This window comes from Nocardioides sp. TF02-7 (genome assembly GCF_022437945.1).
Classification (GTDB): domain Bacteria; phylum Actinomycetota; class Actinomycetes; order Propionibacteriales; family Nocardioidaceae; genus Nocardioides.
In genome coordinates this window covers 676,219-696,124 of record NZ_CP092535.1, presented here as the reverse complement: position 1 = coordinate 696,124, position 19,906 = coordinate 676,219, and the positions used below count along the sequence as shown (strand labels likewise).

16 protein-coding genes, 2 pseudogenes and 1 riboswitch are annotated in these 19,906 nt (G+C 73.3%); of the genes and pseudogenes, 10 read left to right on the top strand and 8 right to left on the bottom strand.

All coding sequences use genetic code 11. The annotated features are described in order from the left end of the window. Nucleotides 1–40: 40 nt before the first annotated feature. Nucleotides 41–1,684, bottom strand: a complete 1,644-nt coding sequence (locus MF408_RS03555) for a hypothetical protein (protein WP_240250297.1) — start codon at nucleotides 1,682–1,684, stop codon at nucleotides 41–43. 238 nt (nucleotides 1,685–1,922) lie between these two features. On the opposite strand from MF408_RS03555, the gene MF408_RS03550 reads away from it, so the two are divergent. The 4 genes and pseudogenes from MF408_RS03550 (at nucleotide 1,923) to pcrA (ending at nucleotide 5,921) form a co-directional block, all read left to right on the top strand. After that, nucleotides 1,923–2,723, top strand: coding sequence for a M15 family metallopeptidase (locus MF408_RS03550; RefSeq protein ID WP_240250296.1), 801 nt, complete (start codon nucleotides 1,923–1,925; stop codon nucleotides 2,721–2,723). Nucleotides 2,724–2,765: 42 nt separating this feature from the next. Next, the gene (locus tag MF408_RS03545; protein ID WP_240250295.1) at nucleotides 2,766–3,122 is read left to right on the top strand and encodes a hypothetical protein; all 357 of its coding nucleotides are present in this window, start codon (nucleotides 2,766–2,768) and stop codon (nucleotides 3,120–3,122) included. Beyond that, a complete protein-coding gene (locus MF408_RS03540) occupies nucleotides 3,119–3,517 on the top strand; it encodes a hypothetical protein (RefSeq protein WP_240250294.1) in 399 nt (132 codons plus the stop codon). The genes MF408_RS03545 and MF408_RS03540 overlap by 4 nt, the downstream gene beginning before the upstream one ends. Further along, a pseudogene (gene pcrA / locus MF408_RS03535) lies at nucleotides 3,517–5,921 on the top strand (DNA helicase PcrA). The gene MF408_RS03540 and the pseudogene pcrA overlap by 1 nt, the downstream one beginning before the upstream one ends. A 575-nt stretch (nucleotides 5,922–6,496) precedes the next feature. On the opposite strand, the gene MF408_RS24855 reads toward pcrA, so the two are convergent. Continuing rightward, the gene (locus MF408_RS24855) at nucleotides 6,497–7,192 is read right to left on the bottom strand and encodes a DUF222 domain-containing protein (protein WP_345893837.1); all 696 of its coding nucleotides are present in this window, start codon (nucleotides 7,190–7,192) and stop codon (nucleotides 6,497–6,499) included. A 968-nt stretch (nucleotides 7,193–8,160) separates the two neighbouring features. Between MF408_RS24855 and MF408_RS03525 the strand changes: the two genes are divergently transcribed. Beyond that, complete coding sequence (locus MF408_RS03525; protein ID WP_240250293.1) at nucleotides 8,161–8,349, top strand: hypothetical protein; 189 nt, start codon at nucleotides 8,161–8,163, stop codon at nucleotides 8,347–8,349. Nucleotides 8,350–8,388: 39 nt separating this feature from the next. Here the strand turns inward: MF408_RS03525 and MF408_RS03520 are convergent, their stop codons facing one another. Next, entirely contained in the window at nucleotides 8,389–8,943 is a 555-nt protein-coding gene (locus MF408_RS03520; RefSeq protein WP_240250292.1) for a M23 family metallopeptidase, read from the bottom strand. Continuing rightward, on the bottom strand, nucleotides 8,940–9,428 hold the full coding sequence (locus MF408_RS03515; protein ID WP_240250291.1) for a hypothetical protein: 489 nt from the start codon (nucleotides 9,426–9,428) through the stop codon (nucleotides 8,940–8,942). Before MF408_RS03515 ends, MF408_RS03520 begins: the two co-directional genes overlap by 4 nt. 287 nt (nucleotides 9,429–9,715) lie before the next feature. Here MF408_RS03515 and sucC point away from each other — a divergent pair. Further along, nucleotides 9,716–10,892, top strand: a pseudogene (gene sucC, locus MF408_RS03510) (ADP-forming succinate--CoA ligase subunit beta). Between the two features lie 24 nt (nucleotides 10,893–10,916). Then, nucleotides 10,917–11,798, top strand: a complete 882-nt coding sequence (sucD, locus tag MF408_RS03505) for a succinate--CoA ligase subunit alpha (RefSeq protein ID WP_240250290.1) — start codon at nucleotides 10,917–10,919, stop codon at nucleotides 11,796–11,798. 1,390 nt (nucleotides 11,799–13,188) lie between these two features. On the opposite strand, the gene MF408_RS03500 is transcribed toward sucD, so the two are convergent. The 4 genes from MF408_RS03500 to MF408_RS03485 all read right to left on the bottom strand — a co-directional run bounded on the left by MF408_RS03500 (nucleotide 13,189) and on the right by MF408_RS03485 (nucleotide 15,894). Then, nucleotides 13,189–13,875, bottom strand: coding sequence for a sigma-70 family RNA polymerase sigma factor (locus MF408_RS03500; protein ID WP_240250289.1), 687 nt, complete (start codon nucleotides 13,873–13,875; stop codon nucleotides 13,189–13,191). 130 nt (nucleotides 13,876–14,005) lie between these two features. Continuing rightward, nucleotides 14,006–14,143 carry a hypothetical protein gene (locus tag MF408_RS03495; RefSeq protein WP_240250288.1) on the bottom strand — a complete coding sequence of 46 codons (138 nt, stop codon included), beginning with the start codon at nucleotides 14,141–14,143 and terminating at the stop codon, nucleotides 14,006–14,008. Between the two features lie 25 nt (nucleotides 14,144–14,168). Beyond that, on the bottom strand, nucleotides 14,169–14,570 hold the full coding sequence (locus MF408_RS03490; RefSeq protein ID WP_240250287.1) for a hypothetical protein: 402 nt from the start codon (nucleotides 14,568–14,570) through the stop codon (nucleotides 14,169–14,171). A gap of 10 nt (nucleotides 14,571–14,580) precedes the next feature. Continuing rightward, entirely contained in the window at nucleotides 14,581–15,894 is a 1,314-nt protein-coding gene (locus MF408_RS03485) for a sigma-70 family RNA polymerase sigma factor (protein WP_240250286.1), read from the bottom strand. 137 nt (nucleotides 15,895–16,031) lie between these two features. Here MF408_RS03485 and MF408_RS03480 point away from each other — a divergent pair, with 137 nt between their 5' ends. The 3 genes from MF408_RS03480 (at nucleotide 16,032) to purH (ending at nucleotide 19,660) form a co-directional block, all read left to right on the top strand. Continuing rightward, entirely contained in the window at nucleotides 16,032–17,351 is a 1,320-nt protein-coding gene (locus MF408_RS03480) for a DUF6350 family protein (RefSeq protein WP_240250285.1), read from the top strand. A 10-nt stretch (nucleotides 17,352–17,361) separates the two neighbouring features. Further along, on the top strand, nucleotides 17,362–17,979 hold the full coding sequence (gene purN, locus MF408_RS03475; protein WP_240250284.1) for a phosphoribosylglycinamide formyltransferase: 618 nt from the start codon (nucleotides 17,362–17,364) through the stop codon (nucleotides 17,977–17,979). 11 nt (nucleotides 17,980–17,990) lie between these two features. Further along, a riboswitch (ZMP/ZTP riboswitch) is annotated at nucleotides 17,991–18,065 on the top strand. Nucleotides 18,066–18,100: 35 nt separating this feature from the next. After that, entirely contained in the window at nucleotides 18,101–19,660 is a 1,560-nt protein-coding gene (gene purH, locus MF408_RS03470) for a bifunctional phosphoribosylaminoimidazolecarboxamide formyltransferase/IMP cyclohydrolase (protein WP_240250283.1), read from the top strand. Nucleotides 19,661–19,906: the final 246 nt, after the last annotated feature.

Sequence of the window (19,906 nt, the reverse complement as noted above, 5' to 3'; positions counted from 1 at the left end):
GATTATCCCGACCGCCGGCCCGCTCCCGTGACGCGCCCGGTCATCGCGCGCGGACCGTGGTCGTCCGCGTGGCCGGCGCCAGGTCCGGGGTGCTGAGCAGTCGCGCCCGCACCGTCAGCCGGACCCGCTTGCCCGGGGGCACCTTCCCGCCCGCGACGGTCAATCTCGCGCGGTAGCGGCAGGTCGGGTTCAGCCGGACGGTCCTGCCGGCGACCTTCATGCCGTTCTTGCGCGTCACCGTGACGCGCACCTTCCCGGCGCAGGTCGCGGCGTCGACGACGAAGGCACCGTTCACCCGGCCGCGGACCCGGTAGACGTACGGCGCCTTCCGGTCCCGCCCCGGCTTGCGGGTGAGCGTGAGCGTCGTGGCCGCGACGGCGCGGACGGTGCCTCCCACCTGCACCCGGCCGCCCTCGAGGGCGAGCTCGCCGTCGCCGACGTCGTCGGTGTCGGCCAGGCCGAGCCGGCCGTCGTCGCCCGCCCCCCAGCACCGGACGTGTCCGTCGGCGACGATCGCGCAGGTGTGGTCGGTGCCGGCAGCGACCGCGCGGACCGACTCGAGGACCGGCACCAGGCCCGCGTCCGCGGGAGTCTCGTCGTCGCCGACCGCGTCCTGGTTGCCGTAGCCGAGCTGCCCGTAGAGGCTGCGCCCGAAGCAGTGGAGCTTTCCGGACCCCAGGGCGACGCAGGTGTGCTCGCCGCCGGCCGCCACCGCGGCTGCCGCGGAGTAGAGCTCGACGTCGCCCGCCGAGGCGGGCGTCTCGTTGTTGCCGATGTTGGTGCCGTTGCCGTAGCCGAGCCGTCCGTGCAGGCCCTGTCCCCAGCACCGCACACGGCCGCCGGCGAGCACCGCGCAGGTGTGGCGGGCGCCGGCGCTGATCGCGACCACCTTGCCGCCGACCACGACGTCACCCGCTGAGGCCGGGCTCTCGTCGTCGCCGAGGTCGTCCTCGGCGGCGTACCCCAACCGGCCGGCGAACCCGCGGCCCCAGCACCGGACCTTGCCGGTGGTCAGCAGCGCGCAGCTGTGCTCGGCGCCGGCGGTGACCGCGGTCGCCTTGCCGCCGAGGGGGACGTTGCCGACCGAGCCCGGCGTCTCGTCGTCGCCGATGTCGTCGGTGGCCGCGTAGCCCAGCCGGCCGTGGTCGCCCTCGCCCCAGCACCGGACCTTGCCGGTGGTCAGCACGGCGCACGTGTGCGCGGCTCCCGCCGCGACCGCGACCGCCTTGCCGCCGAGCGGCACGTTCCCCACGGACACCGGCGCCTCGTTGTCGCCCACGTCGGTCACCGACCCGTAGCCGAGCTGACCCGAGCTGCCCTCGCCCCAGCACCGCACCCGTCCGGCCGTGAGGAGGGCGCAGGTGTGCTCGGACCCGGCGGTGACAGCGAGCGCCTTGCCGCCGAGGTCGACGTCACCGGCGAGCGCCGGGTGCTCGTTGTCGCCACGGTCGATGGTGTTGCCGTAGCCGAGCCGACCGCTCGCGCCGTCGCCCCAGCACCGGACGGCTCCGGCGGCAGTCACGACGCAGGTGTGGCGATCGCCGGCTGCGACCGATGCGGCCGCGACCCGGCGGTGGGCCGAGGACGACTGGTCGGCGGCGGCCGGCGCAGCGACGGCGGTGAGCAGGCCAGCGGCGAGGGCGAGCACGGCCAGCAGGACTGGAGGGGAGTACGGACGCATCATGGATCTCTCTCGGAGGAACGGGTATTACGTTCCGCCGTTACGGAACGTCGTAACGAAACTTAGAGCCGGTGGCCCCGGGTCGGCAACCCGTCCGCGCGTAAAGTTCCGGCGTGCGGTCCGCTCGCGTCGTCGCGACCGCCGGCGTCCTGCTCGCTGCGCTGGCCGCCGGCTCGTGCTCGACATCGGGGGCGAGGGGCCCTCCTCGGAGGGGCCGTCGCGTGGCGCGCCGCCGACGACGATGTCGACACCGTCGAGTGCCGAGGGGTCCGGCCCGGCCACCGACGGGGGCGACCGGGACGACGGGGTCGACGGGGACGACGGAGACGGCGTACGGCTGTCGGACTGGGACGTCGGCGCCCGGCCGCTCCCGCTGCGGCCCGACGGGTTCGGCGTCGTACGGCCGACGCCGGCCGAGCTGCGCGACCGGCGCCTCCCGACCGCCGACGCGCTGCCCCGGCCGCCGGACGACCGGTTCCGGGCGAGTGTCCGCCCGGTGACGCCGGAGACCCGGCGCCGGATGGGGGAGACCTGGTCGCCGGCGTGCCCCGTGGCGCTCGCCGACCTGCGCCACCTGACCCTGACGTTCCGCGGCTTCGACGGGCTCGCGCACACCGGCGAGCTGGTGGTCGCGGCGAGCGAGGCCCGTGACGTGGTCTCGGTCTTCCGCGCCCTCTACGCCGCCGACTTCCCGATCGAGGAGATGCGGCTGCCCACCACCGCCGACCTCGAGGCGCCGCCGACGGGCGACGGCAACAACACCGCCGGGCTGGTCTGCCGGGCGGCCCGCGGTGCGACCAGCTGGTCCGCCCACGCGTACGGGCTCGCCATCGACCTCAACCCGTTCCACAACCCCTACCACCGGGGCGACCTGGTCCTCCCCGAGCTCGCCTCGGCGTACCTCGACCGGTCCTGGCGGCGCCCCGGCATGGTGCTGCCGGGGTCGGTGGCGGTGCGCGAGTTCGCCCGGATCGGGTGGTCGTGGGGCGGCGACTGGAACAGCCTGAAGGACTACCAGCACTTCTCCGCGACGGGGCGGTGACCGGTGCGCGGGACTGTCCGGGGCCGCTCATAGACTGCGCCCATGGACACCCTCCGCCTGATCCTCCTGGTCCTCCACATCCTGGGCTTCGCCGCCCTCATCGGAGGTCTCCTAGCGCAGGCGGGGTCGCCGGAGAAGAAGGTCAACGGCGCGATGCGCGACGGCACCGGCACGGCCTTCCTCGCCGGCCTGGCCCTGGTCGGGGTGCTCGAGGCCGGTGACGGCGACGTCAACCACGCCAAGATCGGCGTGAAGTTCGCGATCGGGCTGGTGCTGCTCGTCCTCGTTATGGCCAACGTCCGCAAGGAGCGGATCCCCAACGGGCTGTGGGCCGGCCTCCTCGTCCTCTCCGTCGCCAACGTCTGCGTCGCCGTGCTCTGGTCGCCGGTGCACTCGTGACCCCTGCGGCCTGGCAGCGGGAGGCGCTGGAGACCGCGCACACCCACCTGTCAGCGCTCCACGACTTCGAGGTCGCCTCGGCGCAGGCCGAGGACCGGCCAGCCGCGGCGCGTTGGCTCGACGGTGTCGCACAGTGGCGCGACCGGGTCGCCGCCGCGCTCGAGCGCGCCCGTGAGCAGGAGTCGGTGGGTGACGCCGACGTCGCACTCGTGCAGCAGGTGGCGCCCTGGCTCGCGGTCGCCGTACGCCGCCTCCTCGACGTCGCCGGCCCCGAGCACGCTCCGGCCGACGCGTCCGAGCGCTCCCGGGTGCTGCTCGCCGTCGACGCGATCCCGCACATGATCACCGGCACCGACCCCCGCGAGGTCGACGAGGCGTGGCGGGTCCTCGGCTGATGCACCCGCTCCTCGAGGGTCTCAACGGTCCCCAGCAGGACGCGGTCACCCACGCGGGGCCGCCGCTGCTGGTGGTCGCCGGCGCCGGCTCCGGCAAGACCCGCGTCCTCACCCGCCGGATCGCGTGGCTGATCAGCGAGCGCAAGGCCCACCCGGGCTCGATCCTCGCCATCACCTTCACCAACAAGGCCGCGGCCGAGATGAAGGAGCGGGTCGCCGACCTGGTCGGCAACCGGGCCCGCGTGATGTGGGTGAGCACCTTCCACTCCGCCTGCGTCCGGATCCTCCGCAAGGAGGCCGAGCACGTGGGCGTGCGGTCCAACTTCTCCATCTACGACGCGCAGGACCAGAAGCGGCTGATCACGCTCGTCCTGCAGGACCTCGACCTCGACCCGCGCCGCTACCAGCCGGGCCCGGTCCTCCACGTGATCAGCGGGCACAAGAACGAGCTCCGCGACCCCGAGGAGGTCAAGGCCGACGCCCGTAACACGATCGAGGAGAGCTACGCCGCGGCGTACGAGCTCTACCAGCGGCGGCTGCGCGAGGCCAACGCGTTCGACTTCGACGACCTGATCATGGAGACGGTGCGGCTGTTCCAGGAGCGCCCCGAGATCCGCGAGACCTACCGCCGCCGGTTCCGGCACGTGCTGGTCGACGAGTACCAGGACACCAACCACGCGCAGTACGCCCTGATCCACCAGCTCTGCGGCCAGGACCTCGAGGAGCACCTCGAGCCGTCGTACGACGCCGCGCCCGCCGAGGAGGCCGACGAGCGGGTGCCGCCGGCCGAGCTCATGGTCGTCGGCGACGCCGACCAGTCGATCTACGCCTTCCGCGGCGCCGACATCCGCAACATCCTCGACTTCGAGAAGGACTTCCCCGACGCGCGGACGATCCTGCTCGAGCAGAACTACCGCTCCACGCAGACGATCCTCACCGCCGCCAACGCCGTGATCGGCCACAACCAGGGCCGCAAGGCGAAGCGGCTGTGGTCCGACGCGGGCGAGGGGCGAGCGGATCGTCGGCTACGTCGCCGACGACGAGCACGACGAGGCCCGGTTCGTCTCCGACGAGATCGACAAGCTGACCGACGGCGGGCAGCGCCCCGGCGACGTCGCGGTGTTCTACCGCACCAACGCCCAGTCCCGGGTGTTCGAGGAGATCTTCATCCGCACCGGGATGCCCTACAAGGTCGTCGGCGGTGTGCGCTTCTACGAGCGGCGCGAGGTCCGCGACGCGCTCGCCTACCTGCGGATGCTCGTCAACCCCGACGACCAGGTCTCCCTCCGCCGGATCCTCAACACGCCGCGCCGCGGCATCGGCGACCGTGCCGTCGAGAGCGTCAACGAGCTCGCCACCCGCGAGCGGATCACGTTCTGGGAGGCGCTGCAGCGCGCCGACGAGGCGCCCGGCCTGGCCACCCGCAGCCAGAGCAACATCGAGTCGTTCGTCGGCATGGTGACCGAGCTGCAGTCGATGGTGGCGGCGGGGGAGCGGCCCGACGTGATCCTGGAGACGGTCCTCGACCGCTCGGGCTACCTCGCCTCCCTGGAGGCGTCGACCGACCCGCAGGACGCCACCCGCGTCGAGAACCTCGGTGAGCTGGTCGCCGTCGCACGAGAGTTCGCCGAGGACCCCGTCGCCGGCCCGTCGGCCGACCCCGCCGACGTCGACGCCGGCCTCGTCGAGCCGGGTCTCGGCGACTTCCTCGAGCGGGTCGCCCTGGTGGCCGACGCCGACCAGATCCCCGACCAGGCCGACCCCGAGGACCCGGAGGCGGTCGAGGACCAGGGCGTCGTGACGCTGATGACGCTCCACACCGCCAAGGGCCTGGAGTTCCCCGTCGTCTTCCTCACCGGCCTCGAGGACGGCGTGTTCCCCCACTCCCGGGCGCTCGGCGACCGCCCCGAGCTGGAGGAGGAGCGGCGGCTCGCCTACGTCGGCATCACCCGCGCCCGCCAGCGGCTCTACGTCTCCCCGCGCCGTCGTCCGCTCCGCCTGGGGGGCGCCCGCCCACAATCCCGCCTCCCGCTTCCTCAGCGAGCTCCCGATCGACCTCGTCGACTGGCGCCGCACCGAGGCCGACCAGACCCGCTGGTCGCGGCCGACGTTCGCTCGTGACCTGGACGCCGACTCCGGGGGCACGCGCCTCGGCGCCCCCACCGCCTCGGGCCGCCGCAACTTCACCGCCGCCGCAGCCCGCGCCGACGCCGCCGCCAAGGCGAAGCCCAGCCGGGCGATCCCCGTGCTCGCCCCCGGCGACCGGGTCACCCACGACTCGTTCGGCCTCGGCACCGTCGTCTCGGTCGAGGGCCAGGGCGACAAGTCCGTCGCGTCGATCGACTTCGGCACGGAGGGGCAGAAGCGGCTGCTGCTGAGGTACGCGCCGGTGGAGAAGCTCTGAGCGGCGCGGGACAGGCCGGAGGCGTCTCCGAGGAGTGATCGGCGTTTGGGGTGCGCTGGGCCGGCACCTGGTGCCGGTGGAGCGCACGCTAAGGGTCTGGTGGCCTGGTGTCGTGCTTGTCGTACGCGCGGCGGGTGGTCGTGGGTCGTGGTGGGACGAACGGCCAGGCGTGGGCGCTCGCCGCGGGGGTCGAGGCACCTGGTTGCGACCCGCGGGTCGCTGCCGGGTGGCTTCGGGTCGACCCCGGCGGTTGCGGTCGAGAAGGAGGCGGTCGTGGAGGGGCTCCGAGGAGGGAAAGGGGTGTTGGGTTGCGCTGGGCTGGCACCTGGTGCCGGGGGAGCGCACCCTAAGGGTCTGGTCAGCTGGGGGTCGCTGTCGTCGGGGCGCGGCGGGTCGTTGTCGGGTCACGCAGGGACGAACGGACGGGCGTGGGCGCTCGCCGCGGGGGTCGAGGCACCTGGTTGCGACCCGCGGGTCGCTGCCGGGTTGCTCCGGGTCGACCCTTGTGGTCGCGGTCCAGGAGAAGAAGGTGATTTCTAGGTTCCGGCGCCCTGGCGCCTCGCGGGGGCGGGGGGTCAGGTTCGTCGTTTGGTGATGAGCAGGTCGCCGTCGGGCAGGCGTCGGTGCTCATAAGCCGGGTTCTCGATGAGCCGGTGGTGGTAGGCGCACAGGCAGATCCCGTTGTCGGGGTCGGTGGATCCGCCGCCTCTCCAGGGGTGGAGGTGGTGGATCTCGCACCACTGCGGTTTCACCCGGCAGCCTTTGGCGCGGCATCGTTTGTCGCGGACTCGGATCAGCTTCCGCTGGGCTGGGGTGAAGAGGCGGCGGGTGCGGCCGAGGTCGAGGACCTCGCTGTCGGTGCCGAGGACGGCGGGGATGATGGCGGCGTTGCAGGCCAGGCGGCGGACCTCGGCGGCGGTCAGGTTCGGTCCGTGCTCCAGGTCGGGCTCGACGAGCCCGGCGACACCGAGCTCGGAACGCAGATCCTCGAGGGTGACGGTGACCAGGACGGTGGTGGCGTCACCGCCGTGCTCGGGGAGCCGGCCGGGGTCGAGCCGCTCCAGCAGGGCGCAGAACGCGAGGGCGCGCTTCTGGGGTAGGGGGATCCGGTCGCCCTCCTCGTGACACCCGAGGATCTCGGTCCCATCGGGAAGCTCGGTCGTCGTCGGCTCCAACGGCGCCGTGTCGGTGTCGGTGTCCTGGTTCTCGTCCTCGACGGTCCCGGGGCCGCGGTGGCGGGGGCTGGTGAGGGCGTCGAGGTAGGTGTCCAATCGCTTCGCCGCGGGGGTGGGGGATGATTCCGGAGATCCGAGACGTCCCGTCGCCGAGGTCGCGGATCGAGAGCCGGGACCGTTCTTCGGCGGTGGCTTCTTCCTCGGCCAGCTTCTTCGCGTCCTCTTCGTCGGCGATCTCGGGTGCGACCACGTGCAGGATGTGTCGGCCGAGGATGCGGAGCTGGGTGGGGGTGAACTGGGCGGCGCAGTCGACGAGGGTTTCCTCGGCGTCGGCTTTGACCTGGGTTCCGACTCGTTTGGGGAGGGCGTCGACGGCGCGGACGATCACCCACGCCTGCTCCTCCGAGACCCGGCCGTCGGCGAACGCCGCCGCGATGACGGGGAACCGGTCGTCGAGTGCCTTCGCGAGCCGCTGGTCGGCCCGAGCGTCACGCAGATCGGCGTTGACCTCGTGCGCCAACCAGGTCCCGACATCCGGCGCTGCGTTCTCGGCCGCCACATCACTGGAGGCGGCCATGACCTTCAGCCGCAGTGCCTTGAGCCGCTGCTCGGCCCGGTGCAGCTCGGTGATCGCCGCCGCCTTTGCCGCGGTGGGCATGAACGTCGCCTCCACCCCGGCCACCTCGTCCAGCGCCGCGCTCACCTGCCGGGCGCAGGCCAGCACCGGGTGGGTGCCGGTGGTGGGGGAGTGCGACATCGAGAACCTTCTCCAAGGCAGGGCAGACGAGTGTGTTTCCACAGTCATCCTGCCGGAGGCACTCACAGGCGCAATGACACATCCACCCGCCGTGGGAAGCAGGTGGCGACAGTTGGTCCGATTCGCAGAACTCGGTCGCTTTCCTCCTCCCCCAGAAGGGGCTCCGGTCCGCGACCTGCACCCATTATAAATCGAACAAACGTTCGAACACAAGAGGTGCGACGAACTTTCTCACGCTGCCCCTCCAGCGCCCCCCGCCACCCTGAAGGCCGCCCACCCGGACGTCCGCGACCGGATCCCCGATGCCATGCTGGTCGCCCAGCACCTCGACCAGATGGCTGAGGACCTGATCGAGCACGTCGTCGCGACGGCGCGCGCAGGGGGTGAGCTGCTTCACCAGGTTCACGAGGTGCTGGAGCGCGCCTTCGACGTGGCGATCGCCGCGCGCGCGGACATGGTCGACGTCCCCCACCTCGCGGAGGCGCTCCGCAACTGAGGGCGACCGCCCGGCTCGACCGAGCCGGCGGACCGAGCCCTACGGCGTGACGCCGTTGACCGACAGGGCGGCGTACGGGTCGGTCGGGTCTCCGCCGCCGGGCCGCACCTCGAGGTGCAGGTGGGGGCCGGTCGAGTTGCCGGTGGAGCCGACGTAGCCGATCAGCTGGCCGGCGGTGACCGTGTCGCCCTCGGAGATGGCGAACGCGGTCTGGTGGCAGTACCAGATCTCGGTGCCGTCCTCGAGCGTGATCACCGTCTTGTTGCCGTAGGCGCCGTCGTAGCCGGTCTCGGTCACGACGCCGTTGGCCACCGACCGGATCTGGGTGCCGCTGGGGGCGGCGAAGTCGAGGCCGGTGTGGTAGCCGCTCGACCAGTAGCCGCCGGCCTGGCCGAACTCGGCGCTGAGCCGGTAGACGCCCTCCGCGACCGGCAGCACCCACCGGTTGAGGTTGATCTGCTTGGCTTCCTTCTCCGCCTGCTCGGCCAGCTCGCCGAGCGCGGCGTTGCGCTGCTCGGCCTGCTGCTCGACCTCCTGGACCAGGTCGACGCTGCTGGCGTCCTCGAGCGCGTCGCGGTCGGAGTCGCGGCTCACGACGGGGAGCGCTCGACCTCGCTGTGGATGCCGGTCCCGCTGGTGCCGGTGGCGGCGTTGGGCGCGGCGATCCGGCTGGAGTCGGCGCCCACCAGGGCGGGCTGCTGGGTGGAGGTCAGCACGCCGCCCGCGGACACCGCGAGCGTGGCCACGCCGGCGACGACCGGCATCGTCGGCAGCCCCCGGAACAACGCGGTGCGGGCGGCGGGCTTCACGGCCCGGCGCTTGCCTGGGACGGCCGGCTTCAGCGAGCCGGTGGTGGTCGCGTCGGAGGCGGCCAGCACGACGGCGGGGTGCGTCACGGTCTCCGTGGCGAGGACGGGCGCCGCCGGCAGCGCGGGCTGCGCGGCCGCAGCAGCGACGGGGACCTTCGCGGGAGGAGTGCTCGGCTCGGAACGGCCCGCGACACGTCGACCGACGTACCGCTCTGCCTGCTCCGAGCGTCGTCGCGACCCAGCGCGGCGGTCCGCTCGGTGGTTGCCCATCGGCTGAAGTGTCCCCGTGTCGACGATCTGGTCCCTCGCTCCACCGCACCCCTCGCCGGAGCTGACCCCCACGGATCCACTGTCGAGGTGGCCGCCGGATGACGGCCGGGTGAAACGAACGTGGAGACACTAACGGATCGGCCACCTGCCCGGAAACTCTTCGATGAACGTGTTAGCCCGGTCACGTCGGGGGTGGGGACCCTCGTCGGGCGTACGTCGGCCGGACTAGGGTGCCCGGGGACCCGCAGGAAGCGAGCCCGCACCCCGACCAGCAAGGACATGGATCAGTGGACCTGATGGAGTACCAGGCGAAGGAGCTCTTCGCCAAGCACGGTGTGCCGGTGACCCAGGGCATCGTCGCCACCACCCCCGAAGAGGCGAGGGCGGCCGCGGAGCAGCTCGGCGTCGTCGTCGTCAAGGCACAGGTCAAGGCCGGCGGCCGGGGCAAGGCGGGCGGCGTCAAGCTCGCGAAGACCCCGGACGAGGCGTTCGAGCACGCCACCGCAATCCTCGGCATGCAGATCAAGGGGCTCACGGTCAACCGCGTCCTGATCGCGCCGGCGGCCAGCATCGAGGAGGAGTACTACTTCTCGTTCCTGCTCGACCGCGCCAACCGGCAGTACCTCTGCATCGCCTCCGTCGAGGGCGGCGTCGAGATCGAGGAGGTCGCCAAGACCAACCCCGACGCTGTCAAGCAGATCCCGGTCGACCCCGGGACCGGCGTCGACGAGGCGAAGGCCCGCGAGATCGCGACCGAGGCCAAGTTCCCCGAGCCGGTGCTCGAGCAGGCCGTCGCGCTGATCCAGGCGCTCTACAAGGTCTTCGTCGAGGAGGACGCCACCCTCGTGGAGGTCAACCCGCTCGCGCGGCTGGCCGGCGACAAGCTCGAGGCGCTCGACGGCAAGGTGTCGCTCGACGACAACGCCTCCGAGGTCCGCCACCCCGACCACGAGGCGTTCGTCATCCGCGAGGAGGCCGACCCGCTCGAGGCGAAGGCCAAGGACCTCAACCTCAACTACGTCAAGCTCGACGGCCAGGTCGGCATCATCGGCAACGGCGCCGGGCTGGTCATGTCGACCCTCGACGTCGTCGCGTACGCCGGGGGAGAAGCACGGCGGCGTGAAGCCCGCCAACTTCCTCGACATCGGCGGCGGCGCCAACGCCGAGGTGATGGCCAACGGCCTCGACGTGATCCTCAACGACCCGGACGTCACGTCGGTGTTCGTCAACGTCTTCGGCGGCATCACCGCGTGCGACGAGGTCGCCAACGGCATCAAGGGCGCGCTCGAGATCCTCGGCGACGCGGCGACCAAGCCGCTCGTCGTACGTCTCGACGGCAACAACGTCGCCGAGGGCCGCAGGATCCTCGACGAGCTCGACCACCCGCTCGTCACCCAGGTCGACACCATGGACGGCGCCGCGGACAAGGCCGCCGAGCTGGCACACACCGCTCAGGGCGCCTGAGCCGCGGAAGGACGGATAGAGCAGATGTCGATCTACCTCAACAAGGACAGCAAGATCATCGTCCAGGGCATGACCGGTGGCATGGGCTCCAAGCACACCACCCTCATGCTCGAGGCCGGCTCCACCATCGTGGGCGGCGTCAACGCCCGCAAGGCCGGCACCAGCGTCGAGCTCGCCGGCAAGGAGCTGCCGGTCTTCGGCACCGTCAAGGAGGCGATGGCCGAGACCGGCGCCGACGTCTCGGTCGTCTTCGTGCCGCCGGCGTTCACCAAGGACGCCTGCATCGAGGCGATCGACGCGGGCATCGGCCTGCTGGTCGTCATCACCGAGGGCGTGCCGGTGCAGGACACCGCCGAGGTGTGGGCCTACCTGCAGGGCAAGTCCACCCGGATGATCGGGCCCAACTGCCCCGGCATCATCACGCCCGAGGAGTCGCTGGCCGGCATCACGCCGCACACGATCGCCGGCAAGGGGCCGATCGGTCTGGTGTCGAAGTCCGGCACGCTGACCTACCAGATGATGTACGAGCTGCGGGACTTCGGCTTCTCCACCGCCATCGGCATCGGCGGCGACCCGGTCATCGGCACCACGCACATCGACGCGCTCGAGGCGTTCGAGAACGACCCCGAGACCGAGGCGATCGTGATGATCGGCGAGATCGGCGGCGACGCCGAGGAGCGCGCCGCGGCGTACATCAAGGAGCACGTGACGAAGCCGGTCGTCGGCTACGTCGCCGGCTTCACCGCGCCGGAGGGCAAGACGATGGGCCACGCCGGCGCGATCGTCTCCGGCTCGTCGGGCACCGCCCAGGCGAAGAAGGAGGCCCTCGAGGCCGTCGGCGTCAAGGTCGGCAAGACCCCGTCTGAGACCGCCGCGCTGATGCGGGAGATCCTGCAGGGCAAGTGAGCCGGCTCGTTCCGGCGAGCTGACGACGCCGAGCCGTCCCGTTTCTCGGGACGGCTCGGCGTCTTTTTCGTGCGGAGATGCGCCGGGTCGGCGTGCTTTTCGTGCGGAGATGCGCCGGGTCGGCGGGGTTTTCGTGCGGAGATGCGCCGGGTCGGTCAGCCGGAGAGGTCCGCCATCGCGGCGAGTACGTCGGCCGCCTGGTCGACCGCGGCGGCGACCGCGCCGTCCTCGTTGCCCTGCGGGTTGCCCGCGTGGCCGCTGTGCACCACCACCAGGACGGCCGCGCCCGTGCGGACGACGACGATCGTCTCGCCGAACGTGGACGGCGCCCCGTCGAGGGTGTCGCTCTCGAGGAAGGCCCAGCCCTCGTCGCCGGCCGCCACCTCGCGCACCTCGGTCCGCGGGACGTAGCCGTCCTCCCGCTCGGGTGCCACCGGGCACGCCCGGTAGGCCTCGACCAGCATCGCCGTGGCCGCCTGCGCCTCCTGCTCGGTGGCGTAGAGGGTGAGCTGGCGGGCCCGCCCGTCCTCCACGTCCGACCAGCGGGCGTGCAGCCGGTCGAGATGGGCGAGGTCGTCGACCCGGTCCCGGCAGGCGGTGGTCAGGTCGAGCTCGTCGAGCTCGCGGGACGGCCCGGTGAGGCCGAAGGCCGGTCCGGGCTCGGCCTCGCTGTCGTCGGGCCAGCCCGCGGTCAGCGGGAACGAGTCGGGGATGCGGTCCGCCCCTGCAGCCGGGTCGTCGGCATCGGCGTCGACCGAGGGGCCGAGCACGAGCCGCGCCGCCGCCTTCGGGAGGATGGTCTCCATCGGTGGGTCCTCGGTCTCGTGGTCCTGCACCCCGATCCCGGAGACCACGACCTCGAGCCGGTTGCCGGCGAGCACCAGCCCGGTCTCCATGGCGGTGACGAACCCCTCGGTGCCGTCGGCGACGTACGTGGCCAGGATCCGCTGCGCCTCCGCGTCGACGTCGACCTCAACCTGCTCCTCGCTCACCACCTCGTAGCCGGTCCCGGGGACGCCGGTCAGGCACTCGCCGAGCTCCGCGGTCAGCTCCGTGTAGACGAAGCGCGCGCGGTCCGCGTCGGCGAACTCGCCGACGATCGCCGTCATCCAGCCGCCGGACGCCGGAGCGGGCTCCAGCGTGAAGCTGCGCCGGAACACGGCGTCGGCCCCGGTGCGGGCCAGCGACGTGGTCGCGCAGGGGTGGTAGACGTCTTGCCCGTCGCCGGGTCCGGTGTGGGTGGTGCGCCACTCGCCGGCGCCGCCGTACGCCGTGCCGGCGTCGTCGTCGGTCAGCAGGTTCTCCGCGGTCAGCGGCGCCCGGGGCACGGGGTCGGTGACGGAGGGCTGCGGAGCGAGGTCGTCGTCGCGGGACCCGGGCCCACCGGCGGTCAGCGCGACCACCGGCACCGCCACGGCGGCCACGACGAAGGCGCTGCCCGCGGCGATGGCGGCGTGGCGCCGCCGGCGGATCCGGTCGCCGCGGGCGCGGATCTCGGAAGCGGGCAGTGGCATCGGGGCCCCCTCCAACGCGTCGCCGAGACGGTTGAGCTCCTCGATCGGGTCAGACATGGCTCACTCCTCCCTGGAGACCGCCGGGGTTGTCGTCGGCCAGCAGCGCGGCGAGCGCCGGCCCGGCCACGGCTCAGCCGGGCCTTGACGGTGCCCTCGGCGACGCCGACCTCGGTGGCGATCTGGTGGACCGGCAGGTCGGCGATGTGGTGCAGGACGAGCGCCTGTCGCTGGGCCTCGGGCAGCTTCCGCAGCGCGGCGACGAGGGCGACGTGCGACTCGTCGACCGCGGGGGCCTCGGTGCGCGCGCCGAGCGCGCGGTCCTGGGGCCGTCGGGCCAGCCGGGTGCGACGCCACCTGCTGACGGCGAGCCGGTAGGCCGTGGTGCGGACCCACGCCTCCGGGTGCTCGGCCCGGTCGAGCTTCCGCCGGTGGGCCCAGGCGCGTGCGAAGGCCTCCTGCACGCACTCCGTCGCCTCGTCCAGGTTGCCGATCATGGCGTAGACCTGGCTGGTGATCCGGCGGAACGACGTGGCGTAGAGCTCGTCGAACTCGTGCGGTTCCACGAGGTCCCCCTTTCCCGTCCCGCGAGCGACGGTCGGACCTGCCGACCTGCCCGGGATCTGCACTGACGATGGTGGTACGCCCGGGGACCCGTCCCGGTTGCACCGGTTCCGGCGATTCCTGCGGGACCGGTCAGCGGGAGTACGGCGGCAGGCTCGCGAGCCGCTCGAGCGCCCGGCGCGTCACGTCGACGAACTGGGCCGATGTCATCCGCGCGTCAGGGGCGGAGACGAAGACCAGCTGCGACACCGCCCAGCCGTCGCGGACCACGGCGACGTCGTACTCGACCGTGCGCTCACCCGGGAGCCGGGTGCTGAGGTGCCAGGCGCTGAAGGAGCGGTCGCCGTCGTCGAAGGTCTCGAGGGGCTCGACCTGGGTGCCGGCGCTCGCGTCGAGCTCGGGGCAGGCGGCGATCGCCTCCCCGGTAGGCCTCCAGCAGCGCGCCGGCCCGCTTGCGCGGCAGCGCCGCGACCGCCTGCGTGAGGCCGAACTCGGGCGGCAGCGTGTTGCCGACCTTGAGGAACGTGCGGACCAGGTCGGTGCGGAACCGCTTGCCACGGAAGCGCTCGGCCAGCGTCGGGGGGCGGCAGCCCAGGACGCCGATCTCGGTGCGGGCGCCGGTGATCTGACGCGGCGGCGTGCCCATCCACGGCTCGTCCGGGCGGCCGACGAACGGCATGTCGACGGGCGAGAGCATCGCCGTGACCTCACCCGCGGGGAACGGCGGCACCGGACGGAGGTCGGACGGGTCGCCGGCGCACCGTCCCCCCGTCCGGGAGGCTGCAGAGCCGGTCGACCGCCTCGCCGAGGAGCGTCGCGACACCGGTGCGGTCGGCGCGGCCCGGGCCGACGTCGGTGGTCAGTGCCACCGCGGTCGTGTACAGGCCGGTGCGGGCGAGGGCGACGACGTACGTCCTGGTCGTCGGCTCCTGGGCGTGCAGGACGAGCAGCGCCGAGTCGTCGCCGACCCGCCGGGCCGCCTCCGTCGCCTCCAGCCGCACTCCCGGTGTCTGGCAGTCGGCGACCCAGTCGCGCACCTCGCGGTAGGCCGCCCGGGCGCGGCGGTCGTTGCGGGACGCCTCCGCCAGCTGGGTGACCCGGCGGGTCGCCTCGCGCGGCGGCCCGTTGCGGAAGTTGCGGACCCAGGCCGCCTCGCCCGCTGGGTCGGCGTACCTGACCCCGGCCGGCTGGCAGGGGAGGACGAGCCCGGTGCCGGCGGAGTTGTCGTGGGTCTGGCCCATCATCCAGTCGCCGCTCAGCACGTCGGTCGCCTCCGGCGGGAGCAGGCCGGACTGGGGCAGGGTGACGTCGGGGCCCGCGGTCACCGCGCCGGCCGTGGACGGCGGGGGCGGCTCCCGGTCGAGCGTCGGCCTGACCCCGGTCGCGTCGGTCACGGCGACGCCGCTGCCGACGAGCACGACCACCACCCCGACCGCGCCGACGAACGTGTGCATCCGCCGGCGGGCGGCCCCGGCGCGCCGGATGATCGTCACCCGCGGCCAGGTGACCTGCCGGGCGACCTCGCCGAGCTCCGCGAGCGCCAGCGGGATCGAGGCGCCGGGGATGTCGCGCTGCATCGCCACCTGGGAGGCGGCGGTCTGCAGCTCGCGCTGCGCGGCGTCGACGGTCAGCCCGAGCTCCCGCGCCATGTCGCTCATCGACGCGGTGGCGAGGTAGGTCAGCAGCAGCGCCCGTCGCTGCTGCACGGTGAGGCTCGCCAGTGCGGCGAGCGTGGCCCGCTCGGTCTCGCCGAGGTTCTTCTCCTTGTGGAAGGGCCGCGTGGTGGCGCGGCGCTGGGCGATCCGCCACGCGTGCGGACGCACCGAGCTCTCGGGGTCGTCGAGCCGCGACAGCTTGCGCCAGTGGTGCCAGGCGACCACGAACGCGTCGCGCACCGCGCTGCGGGCGGCGCCGAGGTCACCGGTGAGGGCGTAGGCCTGCAGCAGCAGCCGGTCGCGCGCGTCCTTGTAGAACGCGTCGAACTCCTCGGTGAGGTCGCGCTGCTGGTCGAGGGCGGTCATGGCGCGACCCACCGTACGACGCCCGGCCGCGGTCGTCGTCACCAGCGTCCGCCGTGGACGGCCGGGCGGGTGGTGGCCGCTCCGACCGGCGTGGCACCGCCCAGACGCCGCGGCGCCGGACGATCATGGGGAGCACCATGACGTCGCTGCACTCACCGCCCGCCGCGCGGGCCGGTGCGCCCGCGCGCAGCGAGGCGGAGCTGCGGCGCGAGCTCTCGACGCGCCGTCCGCTCGTGCTCACCGCGACCCTGGGCGGCGCGGTCGCGGCGGCCGCTCCGCTGGTGGTCTGCATGGCCGCGGCGCTGGTCGGCTGGTTCGTGACCGACGCCGGTGCGCACGGGTCGCCGAGCGGCGCCCTCCGGGTCGGGGCGCTCGGCTGGCTGACCGCCCACGGCTCCGGTGTCACCGTCGAGGGGGTGCGGCTGACCGCGGTCCCGCTCGGCCTCACCCTGCTGTGCGCCTGGACCGTCTGGCGGGTCGGGCAGCGCGTGGGGGAGTCGGTGTCGGGCCACGGCCCGGACGCCGACCGGATCGCCGACGGCGAGCGCGACTGGACCGTGCCGGTCGCCGGCGTGGTCTTCGCCGCCGGCTACACCGTCGTGGCCGTCGCCGCGACCTCGCTGGCCGCCACGGTCGAGACCGCCCCTGGCGTCGAGCGGGTCGTGCTCTGGTCGGTGCTGCTGTCCGCAGCAGCCGGGCTCCCTGCGCTGGCGCGGGGCAGTGGCCGCGCCGCGGTCTGGCTGCCCGGCGTACCGCCTGCGGCCCGCGACGCGCTCGCGCTCTGCCGGTCGATCCTCGTCGGCTGGCTGGCCGTCGCGACGCTCACGCTGCTCGTGGCGCTGGCCCTCGACTTCTCGACCGCGGCCAACATCGTCTCCCAGCTCCACACCGACGCCGGCGACACGGCGCTGCTGGGCCTGCTCACGCTGGCGGTGGTCCCCAACGCGGTGCTGTTCGCGAGCGCCTACCTGCTCGGCCCCGGCTTCGCGGTCGGCACCGGCACCCTGGTGTCGCCCGGTGCGGTGGTGCTCGGGCCGCTCCCGATGTTCCCGCTGCTCGCGGCGCTGCCCGACGGAGGACCGATCCCGGGCTGGGCCGGTTGGCTGATGGCCACGCCGGTGCTCGTCGCCGCGCTGGCCGCCGCCCGGTCGCTGCACCGGCGCCCCACGCGCGCCTGGGACCGCGCCGCCGTCCGCGGCTGCGGCGGCGGACTCGCCGCCGGCCTGCTCCTCGGCCTCCTCACCGCCGTCGCCGGCGGCTCCGTCGGCCCCGGCCGGATGACCGACGTCGGCCCCGCGACCGTCGACGTCGTGCTCCACGCCGTCACCGCCTTCGGCATCGGCGGCCTCCTCGGCGCCCTCGGCATGACCTGGTGGCAGCTGCGCGGGCGCGGCGCTGCTCGGCGGCTGGGTCGCCCGGGTCCGGCCACGTCGCTGAGGCGCCGGCCCACTCACTAGACTCCCCGCCGTGCCTGCCGCTCCCGCACGCCTCGTCGTGCTCGTCTCGGGCGCCGGCACCAACCTGCAGGCGCTGCTCGACGCCTGCCAGGACCCGGCCTACGGTGCGCAGGTGGTCGCCGTCGGTGCCGACCGCGACGGGGTCGAGGGGCTGGCCAGGGCGGAGCGGGCCGGCGTGCCGACGTTCGTGCTCAGGGTCGCCGACTTCGCGACGCGGGAGGAGTGGGACCGCGCGCTGGCCGCTCGGGTCGCGGACCACGACCCGGACCTCGTGGTGCTCGCGGGGTTCATGAAGCTGGTGGGGCCGGCGTACCTCTCGGTGCTGGGCGGTCGCACCGTCAACACCCACCCGGCCCTGTCGCCGTCGTTCCCGGGGATGCAGGGGCCGCGCGACGCGCTCGACTACGGCGTCAAGGTCACCGGCGCCACCCTGTTCGTGGTGGACGCGGGGGTCGACACCGGCGCGATCGTCGCCCAGACCGTGGTGCCGGTCGAGGACGACGACACCGTCGCGACGCTGCACGAGCGGATCAAGGTCGCCGAGCGGGCGATGCTCGTGACGACCGTGGGCCGGATGGCCCGCGAGGGTTTCCGCCTCGAGGGCCGGCGGGTTCGCCTCGGCCGCTGAGCCGCCCTAGGATTGGCGTACACGACTGGCGCAGGTGGGTCACCACCAGGGAGTGCGAGCCGGCATCGACCGCCTGGGTGCCCCTCATCGAGATCCGCCGACCGATGAGGAGAACCGTCCCGTGACCGACCAGATCCCGATCAAGCGCGCCTTGGTCTCCGTCTACGACAAGACCGGCCTCGACGACCTGGTGCGCGGGCTCGCGGAGGCCGGCGTCGAGCTCGTCTCCACCGGCGGCTCGGCCGCGCTCATCGAGTCCCTCGGGCTGCCGGTGACCAGGGTCGAGGACCTGACCGGGTTCCCCGAGTGCCTCGACGGGCGGGTCAAGACCCTGCACCCCAAGGTGCACGCCGGGATCCTCGCCGACCGTCGCCTCGACAGCCACGTGGAGCAGCTCGCCGAGCTCGGTGTGGAGCCGTTCGACCTCGTGGTGTCGAACCTCTACCCGTTCACCCAGACCGTGGCGTCCGGGGCGACGGCCGACGAGTGCGTCGAGCAGATCGACATCGGCGGGCCCTCGATGGTGCGCGCGGCCGCCAAGAACCACCCGAGCGTCGCGATCGTGACGTCGCCGCAGCGGTACGGCGACGTGCTGGCCGCCGTGGCGGCCGGCGGGTTCACGCTCGCGCAGCGGCAGCGCCTGGCGGCCGAGGCGTTCGTCCACACCGCGACGTACGACGTGCACGTCGCGTCCTGGATGGGCAACGTGCTGACCGACACCTCCGACGGCTCCGGCTTCCCGGCCTGGGCGGGCGCGACGTGGGAGCGGTCGGCTGTGCTGCGGTACGGCGAGAACCCGCACCAGCCGGCCGCCCTCTACCGCTCCGGCTTCGGACCCGGCGGCCTGGCCGCCGCTGCGCAGCTGCACGGCAAGGAGATGTCCTACAACAACTACGTCGACACCGACGCCGCCCGGCGCGCGGCGTACGACTTCGACGAGCCGGCGGTGGCGATCATCAAGCACGCCAACCCGTGCGGGATCGCGGTCGGTGCCGACGTGGCCGAGGCCCACCGCCGGGCGCACGAGTGCGACCCGGTGTCGGCGTTCGGCGGCGTCATCGCCGTCAACCGCCCGGTGTCGCGGGCGATGGCCGAGCAGGTCGCCGAGGTGTTCACCGAGGTGATCGTCGCGCCCGGGTACGACGAGGGTGCGGTCGAGGTCCTCCAGGGGAAGAAGAACATCCGGATCCTGCTCGCCGAGGACCTGACGAGCGGCGGCGTCGAGACCCGTCCGATCAGCGGTGGGCTGCTGATGCAGCACGTCGACCGGTTCCAGGCCGAGGGTGACGACCCCGCCGGCTGGACCCTCGCCACCGGCGACGCGGCCGACGACGACACGCTTGCCGACCTCGCCTTCGCCTGGCGCGCCGTGCGGGCCGCCAAGTCCAACGCGATCCTGCTCGCCAACGACGGCGCCTCGGTCGGCATCGGCATGGGCCAGGTCAACCGGGTCGACTCCTGCCGCCTCGCCGTCACCCGGGCGGGCGACCGTGCCGCCGGCTCCGTCGCCGCGTCCGACGCGTTCTTCCCCTTCGCCGACGGCCCGCAGATCCTCCTCGACGCCGGCGTCACGGCGATCGTCCAGCCCGGCGGCTCCGTGCGCGACGAGGAGACGATCGCAGCCTGCCGTGCCGCCGGCGTCACGATGTACTTCACCGGCACCCGCCACTTCGCCCACTGAGCCTGGGGGGCAGGTGGGTTGGTGGGTTGAATCGGGCCTCGTGGTGGGTTGAATCGGGCCTCGTGGCGCGTCGAATCGGGCCTCGTGGTGTGTCGAGTCCGGCCCCATGGTGTGTCGAGTCCGGCCCCGTGGCGCGTCGAGTCCGGCCTCGTGGTGACCGCGACCAACCACGACACCCGATTCGAGCAACCACGACACCCGACTCGACCAACCACGACACCCGACTCGAGCAACCACGAGACCCGA

Coding starts and splice junctions, on each gene's coding strand:
- MF408_RS03515 (WP_240250291.1), bottom strand. CDS start 9,428: ATGGGCAACCACCGAGCGGACCGCCGCGCTGGGTCGCGACGACGCTCG.
- MF408_RS03485 (WP_240250286.1), bottom strand. CDS start 15,894: ATGACCGCCCTCGACCAGCAGCGCGACCTCACCGAGGAGTTCGACGCG.
- MF408_RS03550 (WP_240250296.1), top strand. CDS start 1,923: ATGTCGACACCGTCGAGTGCCGAGGGGTCCGGCCCGGCCACCGACGGG.
- MF408_RS03555 (WP_240250297.1), bottom strand. CDS start 1,684: ATGATGCGTCCGTACTCCCCTCCAGTCCTGCTGGCCGTGCTCGCCCTC.
- sucD (WP_240250290.1), top strand. CDS start 10,917: ATGTCGATCTACCTCAACAAGGACAGCAAGATCATCGTCCAGGGCATG.
- MF408_RS03480 (WP_240250285.1), top strand. CDS start 16,032: ATGACGTCGCTGCACTCACCGCCCGCCGCGCGGGCCGGTGCGCCCGCG.
- MF408_RS03545 (WP_240250295.1), top strand. CDS start 2,766: ATGGACACCCTCCGCCTGATCCTCCTGGTCCTCCACATCCTGGGCTTC.
- MF408_RS03525 (WP_240250293.1), top strand. CDS start 8,161: ATGCTGGTCGCCCAGCACCTCGACCAGATGGCTGAGGACCTGATCGAG.
- MF408_RS03490 (WP_240250287.1), bottom strand. CDS start 14,570: ATGCTCTCGCCCGTCGACATGCCGTTCGTCGGCCGCCCGGACGAGCCG.